This window comes from Nonomuraea sp. B5E05 (assembly GCF_039880665.1).
GTDB lineage: Bacteria > Actinomycetota > Actinomycetes > Streptosporangiales > Streptosporangiaceae > Nonomuraea.
The window spans coordinates 1-21,489 of record NZ_JBDPMJ010000007.1 but is presented as its reverse complement, the minus strand read 5'-3'; the positions used below and the strand labels follow the sequence as shown (position 1 = coordinate 21,489).

Below are 21,489 nucleotides of genomic sequence, written 5' to 3'. Positions count from 1 at the left end.
GAACGGTGATGACCCAGGTCACCGATGACCGGCAGAACGCGGTCGAACTCTCGATCGGCGGCATGACCTGTGCCTCGTGCGCCAACCGCATCGAGCGCAAGCTGAACAAGATGGACGGCGTCACCGCGACGGTCAACTACGCGACGGAGAAGGCGAAGGTCACCTTCCCCGAGGACGTCAACCCGCAGCAGCTCATCGCGGAGGTGGAAAAGGCCGGCTACACCGCCGAGTTGCCCGCCCCGCCCAAGCCTGAGGCGGCCGAGCAGGAGCCGGAGGACGAACTCCAGCCGCTGCGCCACCGCCTCATCACTTCCGTGGTGCTGTCGGTGCCGGTGGTGGCCATGGCGATGATCCCGCCCCTGCAGTTCACGAACTGGCAGTGGTTGTCACTGGTGCTGGCCGCTCCAGTGGTGGCGTATGCGGGCTGGCCCTTCCACAAGGCAGCCTGGACCAACCTGCGCCACGGCGCGGCCACCATGGACACGCTGATCTCGGTCGGCACCCTGGCCGCGCTGGGCTGGTCGTTGTGGGCGCTGTTCTTCGGCACCGCCGGCACACCCGGCATGACGCACCCGTTCACGTTCACCATCGAGCGCACCGACGGCTCCGGCAACATCTACCTGGAGACGGCCGCTGCGGTGACGGCGTTCATCCTGGCCGGGCGCTACTTCGAGGCCCGCTCCAAGCGGCGCGCCGGCGCTGCGCTGCGGGCGTTGCTGGAGCTGGGCGCCAAGGACGTGGAGTTGGCCGACGGCCGGCGCGTCCCCGTCGAGCAGCTCACGGCGGGCGACCGGTTCGTGGTCCGGCCGGGCGAGAAGATCGCTACCGACGGCGTGGTCGAGGAAGGCTCCTCGGCCGTGGACGCCTCGATGCTCACCGGCGAATCCGTCCCGGTCGAGGTCGGCGTGGGCGACGCGGTCACCGGCGCCACCGTGAACGCGGGCGGCAGGCTCATCGTCCGGGCAACCCGGGTCGGCGCCGACACCCAACTGGCCCAGATGGCCAAGCTGGTCGAGGAGGCGCAGACAGGCAAGGCGCAGGTGCAGCGGCTGGCCGACCGCATCTCCGGCGTCTTCGTGCCGATTGTGATCGCACTCGCCCTCGGCACGCTGGGCTTCTGGCTCGGCACCGGCGACGGGGTCGGGGCGGCCTTCACAGCGGCAGTAGCGGTGCTGATCATCGCCTGCCCGTGCGCCCTCGGCCTGGCCACTCCGACAGCGCTGCTGGTCGGGACCGGCCGAGGCGCGCAGCTCGGCATCCTGATCAAGGGGCCGGAGGTGCTGGAGTCCACCCGCAAGATCAATACGGTGGTGCTGGACAAGACCGGCACGGTCACCGAGGGCAGGATGACCCTCACGGCCGTCCACGTGGCCGAGGGGACGGACGAGGAAGAGGTGCTGCGCCTGGCAGGTGCGCTGGAATACGCCTCCGAGCACCCGATCGCCCAGGCCATCGCCAAGGGTGCCGCTGCCCGCGTCGGCGAACTGCCCGCGCCGGAGAATTTCGCCAACGTCGAAGGGCTCGGCGTTCAGGGCATCGTCGACGGCCACGCGGTGCTGGTCGGCCGCCCCCGGCTGCTGGAGGAATGGTCCCAGCACCTTCCGGCCGACCTGGAGCGGAACCTTCACGAGGCCCAGGCCGGTGGCCGCACCGCGGTCGCGGTCGGCTGGGACGGCCAGGCGCGGGCGGTGCTCGTGGTGGCCGACGCGGTCAAGCCGACCAGCAAGGAGGCCATCGCTCAGCTCCGGGCCCTCGGTCTCACACCGGTGCTGCTGACCGGCGACAACGAGGCCGTGGCCAAGACCGTCGCGGCCGAGGTCGGCGTCGACGAGGTGATCGCCGAGGTGCTGCCCGCCGACAAGGTCGACGTGGTCAAGCGCCTGCAGTCCGAGGGCAAGGTCGTGGCCATGGTCGGTGACGGGGTCAACGATGCCGCCGCGCTCGCCCAGGCCGACCTGGGGCTGGCCATGGGCACCGGCACCGACGCCGCCATAGAGGCGAGCGACCTCACACTGGTACGGGGCGACCTGCGGGTGGCCGCCGACGCCATCCGGCTGTCCCGTAAGACGCTCAGCACGATCAAGGGCAATCTGTTCTGGGCCTTCGCCTACAACGTGGCCGCCCTGCCGCTCGCGGCGCTCGGCCTGCTCAACCCGATGATCGCAGGGGCGGCGATGGCGTTCTCCAGCGTGTTCGTGGTCAGCAACAGCCTGCGGCTGCGGCGCTTCAAGTGACGGAGCCGGGGTGGCTCCACGTCGAACGGCGTGGAGCCATCCTTTCGTTGCACAAGCACCGCCGGAGCCCGCGAACCCCACAGGCCCGGACGAGTCCCGGAAAATAATCCCGCTCACCGTCAACGAGGTCCGTCGTCTCCACACTCGTCTCCATCGACGCCACCACCCCGCCGAGCATTATCTGCGCTGGTCACACTGGCGACGCTGTCACCAGGGCCCGCGCCCGCCGCTACCACTATCAACGCCGGCGCAGACTCATCGATCCCTAAGCGCGGCCGGAGTAAGAGTCGATGTCGGCGGTGACAACTCTGCCTGGCCGAGATCTACCAATTGTTGATCGACTGGGTCCGAAATCCGAACGTCGAATCTTCCTCTTTCGGCGTTAGCCTGGGGAGATGCGCTTCGGGGTGCTGGGGCGAGTGCAGGTGTGGACCACCGAGGGAAAGTCGGTGCCGATCCCGGAGACCAAGGTGCGCGCGCTGCTGGCCAACCTGCTCGTCCACCAGGGGCGCCCGGCTTCTGCCGATCGGCTGATCGACGACCTGTGGGGCGACGAGCTTCCTGCCAATCCCACCAGCACCCTGCAACTCAAGATATCCCGGCTCCGCCAAACTTTGGAACGTGCCGAACCCGGTGGTGGACGCCTGGTGGTCTCCCATCCGCCCGGCTACCTGCTCACTTTGCAGGCCGGACAGAGTGATGCCGACACCTTCACCGACCTGATAACCCGCGCCCAACACATTCGGGACCCACAAATTCGAGCCGACACCCTCGCCGAAGCGTTGGCCCTGTGGCACGGCCCTGCCTACGCCGATTTCGCCGACGACGACTTCGCTCGCTCTGCCGCCCGGCACCTTGAAGAACAACGCCTAACCGCCCAGGAAGCCCGCGCCGAAGCCCGCCTCGAACTCGGCGAGCACGCTCTGCTCATCGGGGAACTGGGAGACCTGGTGGCCCAGCATCCTCTTCGTGAAGGGCTGCGCTCGATTCAGATACGCGCTCTCTACAGGGCCGGCCGTCAAAGCGAGGCCCTGGCCAGCTTCTCCGAACTATGCGAACAACTGGCCGAAGAACTTGGCCTGGACCCAAGCCCCGAACTGATCGCCCTGCAGCAAGCCATCCTGAGACAAGAGGCCGCGCTGCTCCCACCCACCCGCGGTGTCCCAATCCAGCGCATCACCACCATTCGCTCCGATACCACCAGCTTCGTTGGCCGTCTTGGCGAGATAGCCAAGCTTCGTGCTCTTCTCGGCGAAACCCGCGTGGTGACCTTGACTGGGCCTGGCGGCGTCGGCAAGACCAGGCTCGCCATCCATGTGGCCCGCGGACTCAAACGGCAGTATCCCGGTGGGATCTGGCTGGTCGAGCTTGCCGATGTGAAGGATGGCCACCATCTCGCATCGACCGTCGCCGCGTCCGTACGGATGCCTGACATCTCCACGCGTGATCCCGTCGCGGCATTGGTCGATTACTTGGCGGATCACCGGCTGCTTATCATCCTGGACAACTGTGAGCATCTTGTCGAGGACTGCGCAGCGCTGGTGAGCACGCTGATCGGTGCCGCTTTTCAGCTACGGATCTTGGTAACCAGCCGAGAGCCGCTCGGGATCCTAGGGGAGCGGATCTGGCCGGTGCCGCCCCTGACCACGCCCGGCGAGGGGATCCCGGCAAATCGGGGCGGCCGGGAATATGAGGCCGTTGCTCTGTTTCGAGAACGGGCCGAAGCAGTCGGCGTCACCGTGGGGCAGAGCGAGGCTGTCGGCCGGCTGTGCCGGCGTCTGGATGGACTCCCGCTCGCTATCGAGCTTGCTGTCCCATGGCTACGGACACTGACCGTGGAGGAGCTGGCCGACCGGCTCGATGATCGTTTCGCCTTGTTGGAACGGCGCCATCGCGACGGCGTACCTCGGCATCGGGCGCTGCGCGCGGCCGTGGACTGGTCCTATGACCTGTGCACGGAGCGGGAGCGAGTGTTGTGGGCCCGGCTGTCGGTGTTCGCCGGCGGTGTCAGCCTCGAGGCCGCCGAGGCGGTATGTGTTGATGACTATTTGACCTCGGACGACATCCTTCTGGGGCTGGCCGGCCTGGTCGACAAATCCCTTGTGGCGCGCGAAGAGTCTGATGTCGACTCCCGGTACGTGATGCTGGAGACGATCCGCCAATACGGCCGTGACCGGCTCGCCGGCCAGGCGGACGCCGTACGGCGCCGGCACCGCGACTACTATCTGCAGTTGGCCGAAGCCGGTGCACGCGGGTGGTGGGGCCCACACCAACGCGCTCTTTTGGACCGGGTTCGCGCCGAGCGTGCCAACATCAGCCTCGCTTTGGACTACTGCGCGACGCCGAGCCAGGCTCGTACCGGGATGCGGCTCGCCGGCGCGTTGTGGTGGTGGTGGATCACGCGTGACCTGCGTGAGGGGCGCCGCTGGCTTGAGCGTCTGCTAAGGCTGGACGCGGCCCCGAGCCGTGAGCGCGCCCTCGCATTGTGGGTACGCGGAATGATCGCCGCTGACCAGGGCGATGCAGTCGAGACGCTCACCGTGGCGCATGAGGGAGTGGAGGTGGCCAGGGCTGTCGGTGACACGAGGTCGGAGGCCCACAACATCCATTGGGTTGGCATGGCGTTGTGGATGCAGGGCAAACTTCCCGAGGCAGCCGCCGAGTTGGAGAGGGCTCTACGCCATTATCAGCACACCGATGAGCAGGCCGCCATTTCTATGAACGTACCGTCTGAGCTCGGCATGATTTTGGCCCTGCTCGGCGACACAAGACGCGGGATCGAGCTCTGCGAACAGTCGGTTGCGGCCTGCGGCAAGGTCGATGAGCGCTGGACCGCCGGATGGTCGGAGTGGAACCTCGCCGTCGCCTCGTGGGCCGATGGTAACCGCGTCGCGACATGTGCCCACACGCTCCGGTTCCTCCAGTACAAACGGGACCTCGACGATTACTTCGGGATTCCGTTCGGCCTCGAACTCGCTGCTTGGTGCGCAGCCGCGGATGGCGATGCCGAACGCGCTGCGACGCTGCTCGGCGCCAGTGACAAGATGTGGGAGCCGGTCGGTGCCCCGCTGTTTTCCTGGCACGCCCTTTGCGACTGGTCGGCCGGGTGCCGTATCCGGGCCCGGGAGATCATCACTGACCAGGCGTTCCAGAGGGCTTACCAACGTGGCCAGAAGCTCAGTGTCGAGGGCGCCGTCGCCTACGCGCTCAATGAGACGTCAGCGGTCCGCGGCGACGCCGACACCCGACCTGACACCGACGCCGCTGCTGCGCCGGTGTTGCGCCTGCTGACCCCGAGAGAAGAACAGGTCGCCCGCCTCATCGCCGATGGCCGGACCAACCGGCAGATCGCCGCACAGCTTGTGATCAGCGAACGCACTGTCGGCGGCCACATCGAGCACATCATGACCAAACTCGACGTTGCCAGTCGAACCCAGATCGCCGTCTTGGTACTCAAGGGGAGTGAATAGCCGAGGCTGGTTGCCGCGACGCCCGGGCGTCTACGGGCCAGAACATCTCTGGACTCCGTCACGCATCATCCTCTGAGCACGAGGCGCCGTCATCAAACCATGAGCCCGACAAATCGGTGCGGGGACGTGTCCGGGATCTTCGGCGCAGCGCATGGCAGTGGGTGCAGGCCAACTGTGAAGAGGACGGGACGCTTCCTTCTGGGAAGCTCATCGCTCAAGCATTCAACCGCTCCGCCCGCTGGAGGCGGCTGATCAAGAAAGCAGGCATCACCGGCACTCTAGGTTGAGCGGTGGTGTAGAGCTTCTTAGGGATCGAGGAGGAACTCCTCGAAATTGGCGTAGCAACACGTTGATCAATAGCTATAACGCTATGTGACGGCTGAGTTCCTGTCCGATGATCATGGTGTTCGCCAGCGGGTCGAGAGGGCGATCAGGTCTCGGCGGGCTGCCCGGGGAGACCGTCTTGCATGCTGATCAGACACCGAGCCCGGATCCGCCGCCTCCACTACTCGTGCCGCGTCCCGGAATGGCCCGGACAGCGCGATGTCATAGATGGTCTTCACGGGGATGGCGGCGAGCGTGGCCTCGGCGGCAGAGACGCCGAGCAGCGCGCCGGGCCGAGCCTGCAGGACCTCGCGGAGCTTCGGGTGGAATGGTCCTCCATGGGCTCGAACCACGACCGCCTCCCTCAAGCCGTCATCTCCGCGGTCAATCGCGCTTCCCACAGGCCAGGCGGACCGCGACAGGGGGTACGGCCGGGCCGTGACCCCCGTCGTATGCCTGGGATTAGTGAACGTTGCGTTTCTATGAGTTGAATCCTATGCTCTTTAGAGAACGGTTCGTTCTCTAAGGGGCGGTGCCATGGGTCTCGTGTTGGCGGGTGTGATGCTGGCGATGTTGCTGGGTGCCCTGAACCAGACGATCGTGGCGCCACGCAGGCCGGATTGCTGGTCACCGCGCTCATGGGGGGTGTGCTGAGCACCACCGTCGTGTCCGGCAGGCTCGTCACCTGGACCGGGGTCCACAAGCCCTATCCCGTCGTGGGCACCGCCCTGGCGGCGGGGCTGGGGCTGATCGCGCCGACCGGGGCGTCGCCCGCCGGGGTCGCGCTGGTGCTGCCGGCGCGCCCCCTGCGTACCACCGCCTATGCCGAGGAGAGATCGTGAAACTCGTCGCACCCCTGAACGCCTTCGATCGCGGCGACCTGCCCACGGCCGGGGGCAAGGGCGCCAACCTGGGGGAGCTCGTCCAGAACGGCTTTCCCGTCCCCGACGGCTTCGTCGTCACCACGCACGCGTACGAGACGGTCGCCCAGGGCAGGGCTACGCGGGAGTACTTCGAGCAGGTCGAATTGCCCGCCGGCCTGCGACAGGCCATCGCCGACGCCTACGGAGCGCTCGGCGGCGGGCCCGTGGCCGTGCGGTCGAGCGCGACCGCCGAGGACCTGCCGGGAGCCGCGTTCGCCGGGCAGCAGGACACCTACCTCAACGTCGTCGGCGAGGACGCGCTGCTCGACGCCGTACGCCGCTGCTGGGGCTCGCTCTGGGCCGAGCGCGCGGTCGCCTACCGCGCCAAGCTGGGTATCGACGACGCCGGCGTGCGGATCGCGGTGGTCGTGCAGAGCATGGTCGAGGCGGAGACGGCGGGCGTGATGTTCACCGCCGATCCGGTCAGCGGTGACCGGGAGCGGCTCGTGATCGATGCCAGCAGCGGTCTGGGGGAGGCGGTGGTCTCCGAGCTGGTGACGCCGGATCACTATGTGGTGCTTCCGTCAGGGAAGACCGACTTCACCCCCGGCCGCCGCGAGGTCGTCATCCGTGGCGCGGCCGGGGGCGGAGTCGTCCATGAAACCGCGGCGGCGGACGCCGGCACGCCGGGGAGCGGCGCCGGGGGCGAGCGGCTGCTGGACGCCGCTCTGGCCGAGCTGACCAGGCTGGGGCGGGAGGTGGCGCGGCACTTCGGGCGGCCGCAGGACATCGAGTGGGCGTACGCGGAAGGCCGCATCCATCTGCTGCAGGCCCGCCCGATGACCGCCCTCCCGCCGCCCCCGGTGGGCAAGCTGAATGTGCTGCAACGCCGCATGGCCACGATTCTGGTGGAGTACCTTCCCGAGCGGCCCTACCCGATCGACATGTCCACCTGGCTCCCGTACGGCCCGGCGGGGCTCATGAGCAAAGTCGGGGTCGGCTTCGGGTTGCGTGGTGTGTTCGACGGGTTCCTCCAGGAGGAGGACGGCGTCGTCTACCGACTCCTGCCCAAGCCCCCACGCCCGACCGCGCAGGTGCTCGCGACGCCGTTCCGGCTGATGGCCAAGGCCAGAAGGTACGACCCCGCCCATTGGACGCGGGACCGGCGTTTCCTCGACTACCTGGCGGCGGTCGAGGAACTGGGCGCCCGCGACCTGAGGGCGATGCCGTGGGCCGAGCTGCTGCGTGTCCCCAGGCAGGCGCTCGCCCTGGTGGAACCCGTGGCCGACCTGCGGGTGGACTACCTGCCGGGCACGGGGCTGGCAGTGCTGCGGCTGCTGGTGGCGCTCCGGCTGCTCGGGCGGCGCGCGTTGTTCGGCGACCTGCTGCACGGGGCCCGCACGCGTACCTCCGACACCAACCGCGCGCTGGAGCACCTGGCCGAGGTGGCGCGGCGCACGGGGGCGCTGGAGGCCGACCCGATGCCCAGGGAGTTCGCGGCGGAGCTGGCCGCGTTCCTGAAGGAATACGGTCACCGCGAGACCGTGAGCCCCATCCTCGTCACCCCGCCCACCTGGGCGGACGCTCCCGAGATCGTCCTCGGCCTGGTCAGGGCGCTGGCCGCGGGCCCGCCCGAGCGGAAGGAGCCCGACGACGCCCTGCAACGCCTGCTCGCCCGCTCGAACCCGCGCCTCCGCGCCCGGATCGAGCGCTTGGTGCGGGCCGCCCGCGCGGGCGTGGCCTTCCGCGAGGACAGCCACTTCTACTTCATGATGCCGCAGCCGATCGTGCGCAGGTCGCTGCTGGAGCTGGGCCGCCGCCTGCGCGAATCAGGCGTGCTCGACAGGGACGACGACATCTTCCACCTGCGGCTGGAGGAGCTGGAGCGGATCGCGGACCCGGCCACCGTGGAGAGCGGGCCGCTGCGGGAGCTCGTCGGGGCGCGGGCGGCCAAGCGGGAGGAGCTGTCCGGCGTACGGCTCATCGACCCCGCCGCGGTCTTCCCGCCGGCCGAGACCGGTGACGCGCTGGTCACGGGAGCGGCCGCCGGAGGGGGAGTGGCGAGCGGGCCGGTGAAGGTGATCAGGGAGCCCGCCGAGTTCGACCGGCTGGAGGCGGGCGACGTGCTCGTCTGCCCGTACACGAACCCGGCGTGGACGCCGCTGTTCCAGCAGGCGGCGGCCGTGGTCGTGGACACCGGCGGCACGGCCTCGCACGCGGCGATCGTGGCCAGGGAATATGGCATCCCCGCCGTCATGGGCACCGGGCGTGCGACCACGGTGATGAAGGACGGTCAGATGGTCACGGTCAACGGCGACGCCGGCACAGTCACCGGCACAGTCACCGGCACAGTCACCGGCGCTCCCTAAGATGACCGTCATGGTCACCGACCACCGCAAGCAGCCGCGACGCCGGGGCGAGGCCCTCAGCGCCGCCATCCACCAGGCCACGCTCGACGAGCTGGCCGAGGTCGGCTACGCCGGGCTGACCATGGAGCGGGTCGCCGAGCGGGCCAAGGCCAGCAAGGCCTCGCTCTACCGGCGCCGGCCCACCCGGATCGAGCTGGTGATGGAGGCGGCCTACCGGTCGTTGCCCACTGCGAATGCCGCAATGCGGCAAGCGGTCGTCACTGGAGCCGTGGGAGCGGGGCGACTACGAGGCCCGTGGTGACGGTGCTCGTGGATGGTGGTTGTGCTCGGGGCGGCTAGCGTCCTGGCAGTGGACATCCGCATTCGGGCGGTTCACCACGCCTACCCGAAATGATCACATTTCAGTCACCGCTCGGGTCAGGTCGCAGCCAGTGCGACCCAAAGAGCCCAGCCGATGTAGCCGAGATTGATCAGCAGTCGGGCCGCGACACCCAACGGGCGTATCAGCACGCTGGGATGGTCGGGCCTGGCGTGCCGTACGGCGTCGAGGTGGGAGGCCATGTAGACGCTGATGAGGATGGCAGCCATCCACGCGCCCACCGTACGGGCGGAGGGGACCGAGATCAGCGCGCCCACGGCGATCTCAGCCACCCCCGTCATGGCCACGAGCAGGCGTGCAGGACCGATCCACGTCGGTACCAGGGATCGAAAATAGGCAGGGAACACGAAGTGCGAGACCCCTGTCGTACACAGGAAAACCGCCAGGATGACGGCCGCGATAGCATCCATGACGCGATGCTCCCTCTCCCTCCTGCCTGGACGCTTGAACGAAACGATCGCCGACCGCTTCTCGCCATCGGCGCCGAGGTCGCACTGTTCGGCGAGTCGGCGGCTTTCCGCGTCGGCCGCCATCGTCACCCGGTCTGGAAGGTGGTGCTGCCCTTAGGAGGCATCGCCTGGATCGGGCAGACTCCCCAAGCTGCCACCACGGCAGTCGGCCTGATCGTGCCTCCTGAGCTCACGCACGCCTGCGCGGCGACATCCGCCTACGTGGCGCTGTTCATCGACCCCACTCTGATCCGCCCAGGCCCAGGGGTGGTCCCGCTGGACAGACCGGCGGTGAGCAGGCTTCACGCGGCGCTGGGCTCGGACGTGATCAACGGTCCACGCGCCACTCCCGACCTGGCCGCGGCGTACGACGAGCTTCTCACCCTCACGGGAGCCGCCCCCTCACTCGACGCGCGAGTGACGCATGCCGTACGGCAGAGCATGCTTCCCAGGCGCGACGCCCTTATCCACACCATCGCCGCAGAGGTGGGCCTATCAGCCCCGCGGCTACGTACCCTGGTCCGTGCTTCGCTGGGGGTGCCACTTGCCCGGCTGCGGCAATGGGGGCGGTTGCGCGAGGCGATCGCCGGCCTGCCCAACCGCTCAGTGGCCGCGGCCGCGGCCGATGCGGGCTTCGCCGACCAAGCCCACCTGACCAGGACGGCTCGCACCCTGCTGGGGCGCACGCCAATTTCCTTGACTCGTGCACCGGCAGATAGCCGGCGGTAAAGGACCTTCGGGTGACGAGTGTGCGGTCAACGGACTTGCTACCGGTGAGGATCACCACTGATTAGGTCACGCCCGCGGCTGCCATAGGCTTTCCGGCGCTGTCTCGACGACGAATCACTCGTACAAACTCGGACGGAACCATCTCATGCCCGAGATCATCCGTCGAGTATTCCGCCGCGCTGGACGACCTGTTCGAGCGCCGCGCCTTCGCGCTCGCTGCTCACCACGCGGCGACCGAGATCGTTGACAGTCCTTTGGCGGACTACATGACGCGGGGTCGTGACGGACCAGCGCCTGCGCACCGGCCACCCTGCACGGTCATGCTGCCCGTACGGGAACGGTCATGTGTCCCAGCCCGCTGATTGCCGCGTACATGATGTCACCGGGAACGATCGGGCCGACCCCGGGGGGCGCGCCCGTCATGATCACATCTCCGGGCTCCAGGCGCATGAGCCGAGAGGCGTAGGAGATGATTCGCGCTACCGGGGTGAGCATGTCCGCGGTGGAAACCTGCTGGCGGATCGTGTCCCGGACGCGTAGCTCGATGTTCAGGGACTGCGGGTCGCCCGCTTCCTCCGCGGTGGTCAGCCAGGGGCCCAGCGGCGTGAAGGTGTCGTGGCTCTTGCGGCGGGAGCGGTCGCCGTCGCCGCGCTCAGTGATGTCGAGCCCGATGAGGTAGCCCAGTACGTGCGACAGGGCCGAGGACTCGTCGATGTCCTTGCCGCCCTGGCCGATGACGACGGTCAGCTCGCTCTCGTGGTGAACCTCACGACCGGCGCTGAGCGCGGCCCCGGGAAGCAGCACCGGATCGCCGGGCCCGCTGATCGAACTGGGCGCCTTGAGAAAGACGTCGAAGTCGAGCAGCCAACCGGCCGGCGCGGTCCCATTCCGGGGCAGTACGACGTCACGCATCTCGCTGACATGGGCCGCGTAGTTGGACGCGCAGGCGATGACTTTGCCCGGGTTCAGCACCGGCGCGCGCAGGCGGACATCAGAGAGGCGACATGGGAGAGCGTCGCGGGCGGCCTCTGCCAGACGCGGTCGTAGTGCTGGGAACCGTGCGCACAGGCGTACCCACCACCCGGCGCCGTGAGGGTCAGGGTCATGCCCTCCCGGCAGTGCTCCGGTGACGTCGCTGATCGTCATGCCGTCGGGCGAGACGACGCCGAGACGCCAGTCGTCGAAGACAGCCAGTCGCATCAGGACCTCGCCGCGGTGAAACGGTCTAGGGCGTCGGGGTTCCAGCGCATGCCGTGACCGGGAAGGTCAGGCGGGACGGCCATGCCGCCGCGTACGGTGACCGTTTCCAGCAGCAGATCGTCGATGAGCGGGAAGTGCTCGACGTAGGTCGCCGGCTTCGCCGCGGCGGCGAGATGGACGTGCAGTTCGGGCAGGAAGTGGGGGCTGATCGCGATGCCGGAGACCTCAGCCAGGGTGGAGATGCGCAGCCACTCGCTCACTCCGCCGGCGAGGGGCGCGTCGGGCATGAGGATGGCGCACGCCCCTTGGTCGAGGTACTGCTTGACCTCGAAACGTCCTTGCAGGTGCTCGCCCACCGCGATCGGGACCGGGCTCCGTGCGGCCAGCAGAGCGTGGCCTCTGACGTCGCCCGCGGGCAGCGGTTCCTCCATCCAGGCGACGTCGAGTTCGTTGAGACGGTGGGCGAATCGCTGAGCCTCGGCGAGATCGAGCCTCTCGTTGCAGTCGACCATGATGCGGATGTCCGGCCCGACCGCCTCGCGGACCGCCGCGATGCGCTGGATGTCCTGCTCAATGCCATGGACGCCGGCGCGCAACTTGATCGCGCCATAGCCCTCGCCGAGATAGGTGAGCGCCCCCGTGACGAGTTCGTCCTCGCTCATCTGGTGCGTCGCGCGGCCGCTGCCGTAGATGGGGACGCTTTCCCGGTACGCGCCCAGCAGCCGGTACAACGGCAGCCCCGCTCGCCGGGCACGTAGGTCCCACATGGCGATGTCCAGTGCGGACAGGGCGGGCAGAGCGACGCCCCGGCCCAATCGATGCGTGGCGGCGCATAACTCGTGCCAGACCCGGTCCCAGTCCAGGGGATTCATGCCGGTGATCGCCGGCCCGTACAGCTTGTCGGCGATCGCGAGGCTGCCTTCGATGCCGCCGGTGAGCGCGTACGTGAAGCCGGTGCCGCTCGCCCCGTCGGTGTCGTAGATGATCACGTGGAGCACCTGGACGCTGGTCGCTCCCGATCCGCCCCTGGCCGCGCCGAGAGGTACGACGGCCATCCTTGTGTCAATTCTGTCGATCTTCAATGATTCCGCTCCTCTTCGTCGGACAGGGCGAGATACAACCACCCGTGCCTGACCTCGATGCAGTAGGTCTCGACCGGCTGGCCAGGACGGTCCAGACGGGTGCCGGTGGAGAGGTCGTAGCGCCACCTGTGCAGGGGGCAGATGACGGCGCCGCCCGTGACCTCGCCTTCACTGAGCGGGCCGCCCATGTGCGGGCAGGACTGGGCGAGGGCGCGGTAGCCGTGCTCGGTGTGGAACACGGCCACCCGTTCACCGTCGATGTCGGCACATACTGCCGCGCCACGCGGCAATGCCGTGGCCGGGGCCAGGCGCACCCAGTCGGGCAAGGTCACCCGTCCGGGCGGAGATAGCAGGACAGGTACTCCTGGGTACGCGCCCATGCGGTGGTCGCCGCGACCGGCCGGTAGATCTCGGGCCGGAAGTCCTCGTGGAAGGCATGGCCGGCGCCGGGATAGGTGTAGATCTCGGCCGGTTTGCCCTTCAGGCGTTCGGCGAGTTCCCGCGCGTCGTCGAGCGGGATCAGGTGATCGGCCTCGCCGAAGTGGCCGAGCACCGGGCAGGTGGCCTTGTCCGCGGCGTCGAGCGGCGAGAGCGGCTTTCCGGGGTGCGGCGTGGGGTATCTGAGCGTGCCGTAGAAGGTGATGGCGCAGCTCAGGCCGGGGAGCTGTGCCGCCGCCAGCAGCGCGTAGGCACCTCCGATGCAGAAGCCCAGGGCCCCGACCGGCCCGCCGCCGGAGCGGTCCTTCGCCCAGTCCAGCGCTGCCTCCAGGTCGTCCAGCACCTGCGGGTCGGAAAGTTCGGCCACCGCCTTCATGATCTTCTCGGGGCTGCTCAGGTCCGGCGCCTGGCCGCCCTGCCGGGCGTAGTAGTCGAGGACCACGCAGGTGTAACCCTTGCCGGTGAGGCGCGCCGCCTGCCGGATCACATAGTCGTTCACTCCCGCGATCGCGGTGGTGAGGATCACGGTGGGCCCCGCGGCGCCCAGCACGTACCCGCCCGCGCCCCGGTCGCCGAAGGTGGTCTCAGTCGCCGTGGGCATCGGCGCCGTCCTTGTCCCGGGTGATGCTCCACGAGGGGCTGGTCCCTGTGACCATCTGCCTGATGTGCTCCTGGCCCAGCGGTTCCTCCCAGAACAGGGTGCGGCTCGCGGCCAGCATCGGCATGTCCTGGACCACGTACATGAGGGTGTCCTGATCGCCTTCGGCGTAGTGCGCGTGATAGGCCCAGGCCGGGCAGGCGAGCGTGTCGCCCTGTTCCCAGTGGAACTTCGTCCATTCACCCCCTGCCTCCTGGACGGCGGTGTATCCGCTGCCCGCCAGCATGTGGTAGATCGCGACCGAGTTGTGCCGGTGCGGGGGGACCTCTTCGCCGGGGTGGATGAGCTGCCAGCCGATGAAGATGAACGGCGTCGCGCCGACCAACTCGCCTGTGTCGGCGTTGACGGTGGTACAGAAACGGCGCTCGGCTTCCCTGAGCGGCTCCTCGGCGAGCCGGTCGAGCGTGGCCCGCACGTCGGAGAACTTCCAGAACGCGGGCCGGGTGTCCGGTTTGTTGACAACGCTGAAGTATTCGTCCGACGTGAGCACCGTGGCCACGTCGTTGGACTCGCGCACCGAGCGCATGGTCGGGAGGAGTCGCTCGTACTCCTCGATAGTGATCGCCTTGTGGTCGTCTGTCGTCATGATTCACCTGACATAGGGTCGATATGTACCTACAAATTTAGGTACATGCTTACTTAAATAAGCATGAGTGAGGTGGGAGGGTCAAGGGGCATGATGGGCAGCTCGTTGCCGGCCAACTCGCGGAGGTCCGGCAGGAACGCCACCAAGGCCGGGAACGTCGCGGTTTGCGCTGGCGGAACAGCGTGCTGATCTTGCCGTGCTTCCGCCGAAGAGTGTATATACACCTTTTTTTAAAAGCAATGCCCACCCGCATTTTCGACGACGTGCAGGCGGTCAGATCGAGGCGTTGATCTCCGCCTCGATGCGGGCGCGGGTGCGCCGCAGGTGCCGGATAGTACGTTCGAGGCCAGGTCCGACCAGGCTTGCGGAGCCGTGCGTGGTGATGGTCATCGCGCCGAGCGGCTCACCTGACCGGCGCCTGATGGGTATGCCGACCGCGGTGATCGTCCTTTCGCACTCGCCCTTGGAGACCGACCACCCGGTACGCCGGACCCATGTGATGTTGTCCATGAGCCGGTCGAACTCGGCCGCCGAGATCGTGGTGGTCTTGCCCTCGGTGAGATACAGGTTCTCCAGGACCGGGTTGGGCAACGTCGAGAGCATCGCCTTGCCACCGGCCGTCCTGTGTGCGGGCAGCACCGAGCCCTGCCAGTCATACGTGCTGCCAGGCACGATCGCGCTGGCCAGCACGCGGATGTCGTGCTGAACGCGGATCGCCAGGTTCGTCGAGTTCCCGACGAGCTCACCCAGACGGGCCATGTGCGAGGCGGCGGCCTGGCGCAGCCCGCGACTCCAGGACAGGTCGGCGACCCCGGCGGTCATCGCGGGGCCCGGAACGTAGGCGCGGGTCTCGTCCTGGGCGAGGAAGTCGCGGTAGACCAGGGCCTGGAGCAGCCGATGCGCGCTGGAGTGCGCCACGCCCAACTCTTCGGCGGCGTCTATCACCCGGATTCTGCCCTCGTCACGGACGAACTGGATGAGACGGAGGCCGCGATCGAGCGCGTTCGTGGGGTAGGCGGGAGGGGTTTTCCCCGATGAAGCCACCTACATCCTCCTCCTGGCAGCGAGCCCCAGAGCTTCGCCGAGCCCCTGGCCGGATGCACCGGTGAACGTACATCGGTGAGCGGTGGCCGGTCAACAGCGGGACCGGTGGCCGATTCCGCGATACAGAATTACCCGTTGGACGGCCGCCGCCGTCCTACCGTCGTGCCCGATTCCGCCTCGTCGATCCGCGACCAGGAAGGTGGACATGATGGGGCTCGGCCGTATCAAATCAGAGACGAGTGGGCAGCGTACGGGCCTGTTGCGAGGCTTCTCGCTGGAGATGACGGGCAAGGACGTGCAAGCCCTGGAAGAGGCGGCCGACCTTCTGCCCCCCGGGACCCGCGTCAACGTGACGTACCTCGGCAACGAAGATTTCACGACGCGGGTGAACGCGGCACGGGTGGTACGCGAGCGCGGCCTCACGCCTGTGCCCCACCTCTCGGCGCGTCGCCTGCGGTCCAAGCAGGAACTGGAGGAGTTCCTTGCCGCGCTGGGCGAGGCCGGCGCGACCGAGGAGGTCTGCGTCGTCGGCGGCGACCTGGGCGAGCCGGCGGGCCCGTACGAGGACTCGCTGGCGGTCATCCGCAGCGGGCTGCTCCCGGAATACGGCGTCAGGCAGGTAAGCGTCGCAGGCTACCCGGAGGGTCATCCCCACATAGCGCCTCACCTGCTGTGGCGTCTGCTGGAGGAGAAACACCGCGCGCTCAGGCAGCAGGAGATCGGCATGACCGTGATCACCCAGTTCGGCTTCGACTCGGGCCTGGTGGTGGACTGGGTGGGCGAGGCGCGCGACCACGGCATCGGCTCACCCGTCAGGGTCGGCGTGCCCGGCCCCGCGGGCGTCAAGCGGCTGCTTCGGTACGCGCGCCGCTTCGGAGTGAAGTCGTCGGCCGGAATCGCCCAGAAATATGGATTCTCGCTGACGAACCTGCTGGGCACCGCCGGTCCGGACCGTTTCATCCTGTCCCTCGGCGAACGGCTCGACCCGGTGGGCCATGGAGAGGTGCTGCTGCACTTCTACACGTTCGGCGGACTGCGGGCGACGGCGCAGTGGGTGCGGGACAACGAGTCGGCGGTGGCGTCGTGAGCGCCGGTCGGCTGTCCCCTCTCCACGACCACGCGAGCCTCGTCGTGTACGGCGACGACAAGCCGGGCATCGTCGCCGCCGTGGCCGGAGTGCTGGCCCATCACGGAGCGAACATCATCGCCTTGGACCAGCACAGCGACAACCCGGAGGGCGGTGCCTTCTTCCAGCGGATCGTCATGCACGTCAGAGACCTCGCGGCGGCGATCCCGGCGCTGGAGAAGGACCTCGCGGCCACCGTCGGCGACGAGCTGAAGCTCCACTGGCGACTTCGGGATCTCGCTGTGCCGCTGCGCGTCGCCGTCCTGGCCTCCAGGTCGAACCACTGCCTGCTCGACCTGCTGTGGCGGCAGCGGCGTGGCGAACTTCCCGTGACCGTCCCCATGGTGATCTCCAATCACTCCGACGTCGCCGACGACGTGCGCTTCTTCGGCATTCCGTTCTTTCACGTGCCCTTGGGAGGAAGGGACCGGTCGGTTGCCGAGTCCGAGATCGTCAAACTCGTCGCCGGCAATGTCGACCTGGTCGTGCTGGCCCGATACATGCAGATTCTCTCCGGCGTCTTCATCGACCAGGTGGGAGTCCCGATCATCAATATTCATCACTCCTTTCTGCCGGCGCTCATCGGCGCCGGCCCGTATCAGAAGGCAAAAGACCGCGGCGTGAAACTCGTGGGTGCGACGGCTCATTACGTGACCGAGGACCTCGATGAGGGGCCGATCATCGAGCAGGACGTGATCCGCGTGTCGCACCGGGACTCGGTCGCCGAACTCACCAGGCGCGGCGCCGACATCGAGCGGCAGGTACTTTCCCGCGCCGTGCTCTGGCACTGCCAGGACCGCGTGATCCGTCATGACAACCGGACGATCGTCTTCTGACGGCCCGGGAGAAGGAGGCCGACATGGCAATCGGAAAAGACAGGTCACTCCAGAACCTCATCGACGAGACCCCGGATCTCGTCGACTATTTCTACAACGACACGATCGCCCCGCACTTCCGCGCGCGGACCAGCCTCAACGCGGCGTTCGTCCCTCCGGAGTTCTCCAACTGGCGGGACGAGCAGCGGGCCTGGCGGGAGAGCGTCATCCTCTTCGACCAGTCCCACCACATGCCGGAGCTCTTCCTGAAAGGGCCGGACGCCCTGCGCCTGCTGACCCGCGTCGGCATCAACGGTTTCGCCGATTTCACCCCCGACAGGGCCAAGCAACTGGTCGCGTGCACCCCGCGCGGGCACGTCATCGGCGACTGCGTCGCCTACTGCCTCGGCGAGAACAGCTTCGAGCTGGTGAGCGGGATGAGCGTGCTGAACTGGGTGCACTATCAGGCCGAGGCGGGAGGTTACGACGTCACCATCGAACGGGACGCCCCGACGCCGTACAACGCGGCGGGACGGCGGATTCTCTACCGGTTCCAGCTCGACGGGCCGAACGCGGGAAAGACCTTCAACGACGTCGTGGACGGGGGGACGGCGCCCGAGCTGCCGTTCTTCCGCACGGCGCGAGTGAGAATCGGCGGTTGCGAGGTGCTGGCGCTGCGTCACGGGATGGCAGGACATCAGGGGGTGGAGCTGTCGGGACCGTATGAGGAGCTCGACACCGTAAGGGCGGCCATTCTGGCGGCGGGGAAAAGGCATGGGATCGTCCGAGGCGGGACTCAGTCCTATTTCAGCACCATCTTCGAGAGCGGCTGGATGGCCTATCCCCTCTCCGGGATCTACACCGGTGAGGAGCAGCGGGGATTCCGGGAATGGCTGCCCGCGACCGGCTGGGAGGCGAACGCGCAACTCGGCGGCAGTTTCCGTTCCTCGGACATCGAGGACTACTACGTCAATCCCTGGAACCTGGGATACGACCGCCTTATCAAGTTCGACCACGATTTCATCGGGCGCGAGGCGCTCGAAGCCCTGGGGAACCGGCCGCAGCGCAGGAGAATGACCCTGGTCTGGGACGCTGGTGACGTGCTGCGGGTGCTGGCGTCGCAATTCGGGACGGGCCCCCGATACAAGTCGCTGGAATTCCCGGTGTCGTTCTACGGATTCCCCCAGTTCGACGAGGTCTGCGCCAGGGACGGCCGGCCAGTGGGGTTGTCCAGCCACTGCGGATTCAACATCAACGAAGGCGTGGTCCTTTCCCTGGCCATGCTCGACGAGGAGTACGCGATCCCGGGCATGGAGGTCGTGCTCACCTGGGGCGAGCCGAACGGCGGATCCAGAAAGCCACACGTGGAGCGGCACGAACAGGTGAAGATCCGCGCCACCGTCACGCCGGTGCCCTACGCCAGACACGTCCGGGAGCGAAGGCGCGCCACCGGCACCGTGCCCGGCGCTCGCCTCAGCGACATCGCCGAGGACGCTGATCCAACCGCGCATGGATCGGCTACAGGTTCGTGTAGAGGCGGTAGGTGGTCAGGATGTTGAGTCTGTGCAGGTTCCGGCACAGGCCGAGCATCGCCTGCTGGGCTTGTGAGGAGCCGAGGGTGGCCGCTCGGCCCACGGGTCGGTACACGCTGCCATCGTCCGTTCCAAGGTATGGCCCGTCCTCACTGCGGCAAGAACCTCCTCATGCAGCCGCTCCAGATAGGAAACCAGAGCATCGATGGCCGCGCTGCCGTCGCCGGAGGGGCCGTGACCCGGCACGATCGTTTGCAGCTCGGGCAACGCCTGCTTCATCCGGCGTAAGGTGGCGATGTACGGCTCGGGCCCGCCCTGGAGCAGCATGTGGAGCGACGCCCGCGTGGCACAGCAGGTTGCCCGTCCAGGCCACCCGCGCGTCTGGCGCGTAGACCACGGTGTCGCCGGGGCCGAAGTGCCACAGTTGCACCGGCCGATGACCCAGGTCGATCTCGGCGAAGGAGTCGAACACCACGTCGGGAAGCCGCCACCTGGTCACGGCGTTGCACATGGCCTCATCGCCGTACATATTGCCCGACCTGATCTGCTTCTCGTAGCGCAGGTCGGCCATGTTCTCTCTGTTGAGCCTGGAGGAGACGATGACCGTCTCGGCGGGGAAGGCCATGTTCCCGAAGGTGTGGTCACCGTGGTAAGTCGTGTTGACCAGGTAGCGCGGGGCGGTCGGTCAGCTCGGCGGCTAGCGCCTGGATGCGTGCGGAGATCTGCGGGGTGATCCCGGCATCTACGACCAGGGCCGCGTCGCGGCCGACAATGAGCCCGTTGTTGTCTTTCGGGGCGGGGGCGGCCATCAATGCGTGGACGCCGTCGGCCAGCTTCTGCGGGAGTAGCTTTAGGCCGACCGGCGAGAGGTTGGGTCCGTTGTAGTCGGAAGGGCGCTCGGCGAACTCGCGTTCTGGGATGTGCATGGTCACAGCAGCGTCTCCATCTGGTCAATGACGATCACGGCATCTCCTCAGCAGGTAAGTGGTCGACGGATTCGGTTCGATGGGCAGCCATGGTGCACCGTCACCAGTCCGGAACGGTTCATGGTCATCGTGTGGTGAACTGCGGGGATCCAGTCGAGGCTGTGCCACCGCCGGCGTTGCCGGCCCTGACCTGGCGGCGGCTCTCCCCGATGATGGACAGCTCACCTTTCCAGGCGAACAGGCGTCCATCAGACCGCCGCTCTTGAAGGACTGGCGCCCTCGGCGTGGATGTACGGCAGGTCCGTGTCGGCCGCCGCGCAGTGGCTGGCGGCCATGAGAGTCCGGAAGAGATCGCCGAAGGCGAGCCTGGTGTCCTTCACTGACTGACCAGGAGCGGCAGTACCCGCTCCTACGGCTCGATTCTAGGTTCGCGACGCAAGGAGCACTGCTCTGCGCCGCAGGCCCGAACCCGGCCCCGAGTCTCACCGAGGGAGCAGCACGATGGCCTGGTTGCTCCCGGGCACCACACCCGCCCGTTGATGCGCGTCTTTGAGCGCCGCAGATGCGAAATGTTGCCGCATCGCCTGGGCGTCAGCGCACTCGAACAGCACCACGGCCTCGTCGGGCTCCTCGGCGTTGACGGTCACCAGGACCGTGTGGATGCCGGCGGCCGCCCTCGTCTCCGCCAGTCCGTCGAACGCCTGGCGCCACAGGTCGTAGTCGGTGAACCGCTGCCGGACAAGCAGGTATTCCATGATCTTACTCCATATCTCATCGCTGTTGAGTTTCAACGTAGAGGCAGCCAACCGATAACTCAACAGCGATGAGTTGGGCAGCAAGGACGGCCTCTTCGACGCCGCCCTGCGCACTGATTCGCCCACCCGTGACCTGGTGGAGGTGGCCGGCGAGGGTGACCCGTCCGATCTCGGCATCCGACTGACCACCCGCTATCTCGAGCTGTGGGAAGACTCGCGCACAGGCCCCCCGGATGCTCGCCGTGCTCAGGGCCGCAGCAGTGACGCCCAGCGCATCTGCCATGGTCAGGGCGTTCATGACCGACGCCGTGATGTTGCCCTTGGCCCGCGCCATCAAAGCGGACCAAGCGGAGCTACGCGCCACCCTCACTGGCGCCCACCTGCTAGTGCTTTGACCGGAAACGATCACCGGGTTGGCGCGTAAGGCGGTCCGGCCGGTTGGATGGTGCTGATCACGTTCGATCGGAAGTCGGGAGGCCCGGTGACGCATCCGGTCAAGGTCCGCAGGCT

The 21,489-nt window shown here is 67.7% G+C and carries 20 protein-coding genes and 1 pseudogene; 9 read left to right on the top strand and 12 right to left on the bottom strand.

Features of this window, described 5'->3' with window-relative positions:
• The first annotated feature begins 8 nt into the window (after positions 1–8).
• The 5 genes and pseudogenes from ABGB01_RS14810 to ABGB01_RS14790 form a co-directional block, all read left to right on the top strand.
• Positions 9–2,234 carry a heavy metal translocating P-type ATPase gene (locus ABGB01_RS14810; protein WP_347773856.1) on the top strand — a complete coding sequence of 742 codons (2,226 nt, stop codon included), beginning with the start codon at positions 9–11 and terminating at the stop codon, positions 2,232–2,234.
• 395 nt (positions 2,235–2,629) lie between these two features.
• On the top strand, positions 2,630–5,704 hold the full coding sequence (locus ABGB01_RS14805) for a BTAD domain-containing putative transcriptional regulator (protein ID WP_347773855.1): 3,075 nt from the start codon (positions 2,630–2,632) through the stop codon (positions 5,702–5,704).
• A 971-nt stretch (positions 5,705–6,675) separates the two neighbouring features.
• Complete coding sequence (locus tag ABGB01_RS14800; RefSeq protein ID WP_347773854.1) at positions 6,676–6,870, top strand: hypothetical protein; 195 nt, start codon at positions 6,676–6,678, stop codon at positions 6,868–6,870.
• Entirely contained in the window at positions 6,867–9,260 is a 2,394-nt protein-coding gene (locus tag ABGB01_RS14795) for a PEP/pyruvate-binding domain-containing protein (RefSeq protein WP_347773853.1), read from the top strand. The genes ABGB01_RS14800 and ABGB01_RS14795 overlap by 4 nt, the downstream gene beginning before the upstream one ends.
• 1 nt (position 9,261) lies before the next feature.
• Positions 9,262–9,486, top strand: a pseudogene (locus ABGB01_RS14790) (helix-turn-helix domain-containing protein); the annotation flags it as partial.
• Between the two features lie 191 nt (positions 9,487–9,677).
• Here ABGB01_RS14790 and ABGB01_RS14785 read toward each other — a convergent pair.
• Positions 9,678–10,172, bottom strand: a complete 495-nt coding sequence (locus ABGB01_RS14785; RefSeq protein ID WP_347773852.1) for a hypothetical protein — start codon at positions 10,170–10,172, stop codon at positions 9,678–9,680.
• Positions 10,173–10,193: 21 nt separating this feature from the next.
• Between ABGB01_RS14785 and ABGB01_RS14780 the strand changes: the two genes are divergently transcribed.
• The gene (locus ABGB01_RS14780; RefSeq protein WP_347773851.1) at positions 10,194–10,817 is read left to right on the top strand and encodes a helix-turn-helix domain-containing protein; all 624 of its coding nucleotides are present in this window, start codon (positions 10,194–10,196) and stop codon (positions 10,815–10,817) included.
• A gap of 318 nt (positions 10,818–11,135) precedes the next feature.
• On the opposite strand, the gene ABGB01_RS14775 is transcribed toward ABGB01_RS14780, so the two are convergent.
• From ABGB01_RS14775 to ABGB01_RS14750, 6 genes are all read right to left on the bottom strand, one after another.
• Complete coding sequence (locus ABGB01_RS14775) at positions 11,136–12,017, bottom strand: fumarylacetoacetate hydrolase family protein (RefSeq protein WP_347773850.1); 882 nt, start codon at positions 12,015–12,017, stop codon at positions 11,136–11,138.
• Positions 12,017–13,072, bottom strand: coding sequence for a mandelate racemase/muconate lactonizing enzyme family protein (locus tag ABGB01_RS14770; protein WP_347773849.1), 1,056 nt, complete (start codon positions 13,070–13,072; stop codon positions 12,017–12,019). The genes ABGB01_RS14775 and ABGB01_RS14770 overlap by 1 nt, the downstream gene beginning before the upstream one ends.
• A 23-nt stretch (positions 13,073–13,095) precedes the next feature.
• A complete protein-coding gene (locus ABGB01_RS14765; protein WP_347773848.1) occupies positions 13,096–13,431 on the bottom strand; it encodes a Rieske 2Fe-2S domain-containing protein in 336 nt (111 codons plus the stop codon).
• On the bottom strand, positions 13,428–14,138 hold the full coding sequence (locus tag ABGB01_RS14760; RefSeq protein WP_347773847.1) for an alpha/beta fold hydrolase: 711 nt from the start codon (positions 14,136–14,138) through the stop codon (positions 13,428–13,430). The genes ABGB01_RS14765 and ABGB01_RS14760 overlap by 4 nt, the downstream gene beginning before the upstream one ends.
• Complete coding sequence (locus tag ABGB01_RS14755) at positions 14,122–14,781, bottom strand: cupin domain-containing protein (protein ID WP_347773846.1); 660 nt, start codon at positions 14,779–14,781, stop codon at positions 14,122–14,124. The genes ABGB01_RS14760 and ABGB01_RS14755 overlap by 17 nt, the downstream gene beginning before the upstream one ends.
• A 273-nt stretch (positions 14,782–15,054) precedes the next feature.
• On the bottom strand, positions 15,055–15,825 hold the full coding sequence (locus ABGB01_RS14750; RefSeq protein ID WP_347773845.1) for an IclR family transcriptional regulator: 771 nt from the start codon (positions 15,823–15,825) through the stop codon (positions 15,055–15,057).
• A gap of 208 nt (positions 15,826–16,033) precedes the next feature.
• Between ABGB01_RS14750 and ABGB01_RS14745 the strand changes: the two genes are divergently transcribed.
• Genes ABGB01_RS14745 through ABGB01_RS14735 form a run of 3 tightly spaced genes read left to right on the top strand, consistent with a single transcriptional unit; the run spans position 16,034 to position 19,325 of the window.
• A complete protein-coding gene (locus tag ABGB01_RS14745; RefSeq protein ID WP_347773844.1) occupies positions 16,034–16,912 on the top strand; it encodes a methylenetetrahydrofolate reductase in 879 nt (292 codons plus the stop codon).
• Positions 16,909–17,787 carry a formyltetrahydrofolate deformylase gene (gene purU / locus ABGB01_RS14740; RefSeq protein ID WP_347773843.1) on the top strand — a complete coding sequence of 293 codons (879 nt, stop codon included), beginning with the start codon at positions 16,909–16,911 and terminating at the stop codon, positions 17,785–17,787. The genes ABGB01_RS14745 and purU overlap by 4 nt, the downstream gene beginning before the upstream one ends.
• Positions 17,788–17,810: 23 nt before the next feature.
• A complete protein-coding gene (locus ABGB01_RS14735; RefSeq protein ID WP_347773842.1) occupies positions 17,811–19,325 on the top strand; it encodes a hypothetical protein in 1,515 nt (504 codons plus the stop codon).
• A gap of 142 nt (positions 19,326–19,467) precedes the next feature.
• On the opposite strand, the gene ABGB01_RS14730 is transcribed toward ABGB01_RS14735, so the two are convergent.
• The 5 genes from ABGB01_RS14730 to ABGB01_RS14710 form a co-directional block, all read right to left on the bottom strand.
• Positions 19,468–19,923 (bottom strand): hypothetical protein, encoded by a 456-nt coding sequence (locus ABGB01_RS14730; protein WP_347773841.1) that lies wholly within the window; start codon positions 19,921–19,923, stop codon positions 19,468–19,470.
• A 16-nt stretch (positions 19,924–19,939) separates the two neighbouring features.
• Positions 19,940–20,230: a hypothetical protein gene (locus ABGB01_RS14725; RefSeq protein ID WP_347773840.1), complete on the bottom strand. Its 291-nt coding sequence runs from the start codon at positions 20,228–20,230 to the stop codon at positions 19,940–19,942.
• Positions 20,231–20,472: 242 nt separating this feature from the next.
• Positions 20,473–20,604 carry a hypothetical protein gene (locus tag ABGB01_RS14720; RefSeq protein WP_347773839.1) on the bottom strand — a complete coding sequence of 44 codons (132 nt, stop codon included), beginning with the start codon at positions 20,602–20,604 and terminating at the stop codon, positions 20,473–20,475.
• Positions 20,605–20,706: 102 nt separating this feature from the next.
• On the bottom strand, positions 20,707–20,979 hold the full coding sequence (locus ABGB01_RS14715) for an antibiotic biosynthesis monooxygenase (RefSeq protein ID WP_347773838.1): 273 nt from the start codon (positions 20,977–20,979) through the stop codon (positions 20,707–20,709).
• Positions 20,980–20,995: 16 nt separating this feature from the next.
• A partial coding sequence (locus ABGB01_RS14710) for a hypothetical protein (RefSeq protein ID WP_347773837.1) occupies positions 20,996–21,489 on the bottom strand: 494 nt, incomplete at its 5' end.

What these genes read in the sequence shown, in the direction of transcription:
- ABGB01_RS14775 (WP_347773850.1), bottom strand. Translation starts at nt 12,017, where the DNA reads ATGCGACTGGCTGTCTTCGACGACTGGCGTCTCGGCGTCGTCTCGCCC.
- ABGB01_RS14745 (WP_347773844.1), top strand. Translation starts at nt 16,034, where the DNA reads ATGGGGCTCGGCCGTATCAAATCAGAGACGAGTGGGCAGCGTACGGGC.
- ABGB01_RS14760 (WP_347773847.1), bottom strand. Translation starts at nt 14,138, where the DNA reads ATGCCCACGGCGACTGAGACCACCTTCGGCGACCGGGGCGCGGGCGGG.
- ABGB01_RS14770 (WP_347773849.1), bottom strand. Translation starts at nt 13,072, where the DNA reads ATGGCCGTCGTACCTCTCGGCGCGGCCAGGGGCGGATCGGGAGCGACC.
- ABGB01_RS14755 (WP_347773846.1), bottom strand. Translation starts at nt 14,781, where the DNA reads ATGACGACAGACGACCACAAGGCGATCACTATCGAGGAGTACGAGCGA.
- ABGB01_RS14715 (WP_347773838.1), bottom strand. Translation starts at nt 20,979, where the DNA reads ATGGAATACCTGCTTGTCCGGCAGCGGTTCACCGACTACGACCTGTGG.
- ABGB01_RS14810 (WP_347773856.1), top strand. Translation starts at nt 9, where the DNA reads ATGACCCAGGTCACCGATGACCGGCAGAACGCGGTCGAACTCTCGATC.
- ABGB01_RS14730 (WP_347773841.1), bottom strand. Translation starts at nt 19,923, where the DNA reads ATGGCCTTCCCCGCCGAGACGGTCATCGTCTCCTCCAGGCTCAACAGA.
- ABGB01_RS14735 (WP_347773842.1), top strand. Translation starts at nt 17,811, where the DNA reads ATGGCAATCGGAAAAGACAGGTCACTCCAGAACCTCATCGACGAGACC.
- ABGB01_RS14785 (WP_347773852.1), bottom strand. Translation starts at nt 10,172, where the DNA reads ATGGCGGCCGACGCGGAAAGCCGCCGACTCGCCGAACAGTGCGACCTC.
- ABGB01_RS14805 (WP_347773855.1), top strand. Translation starts at nt 2,630, where the DNA reads ATGCGCTTCGGGGTGCTGGGGCGAGTGCAGGTGTGGACCACCGAGGGA.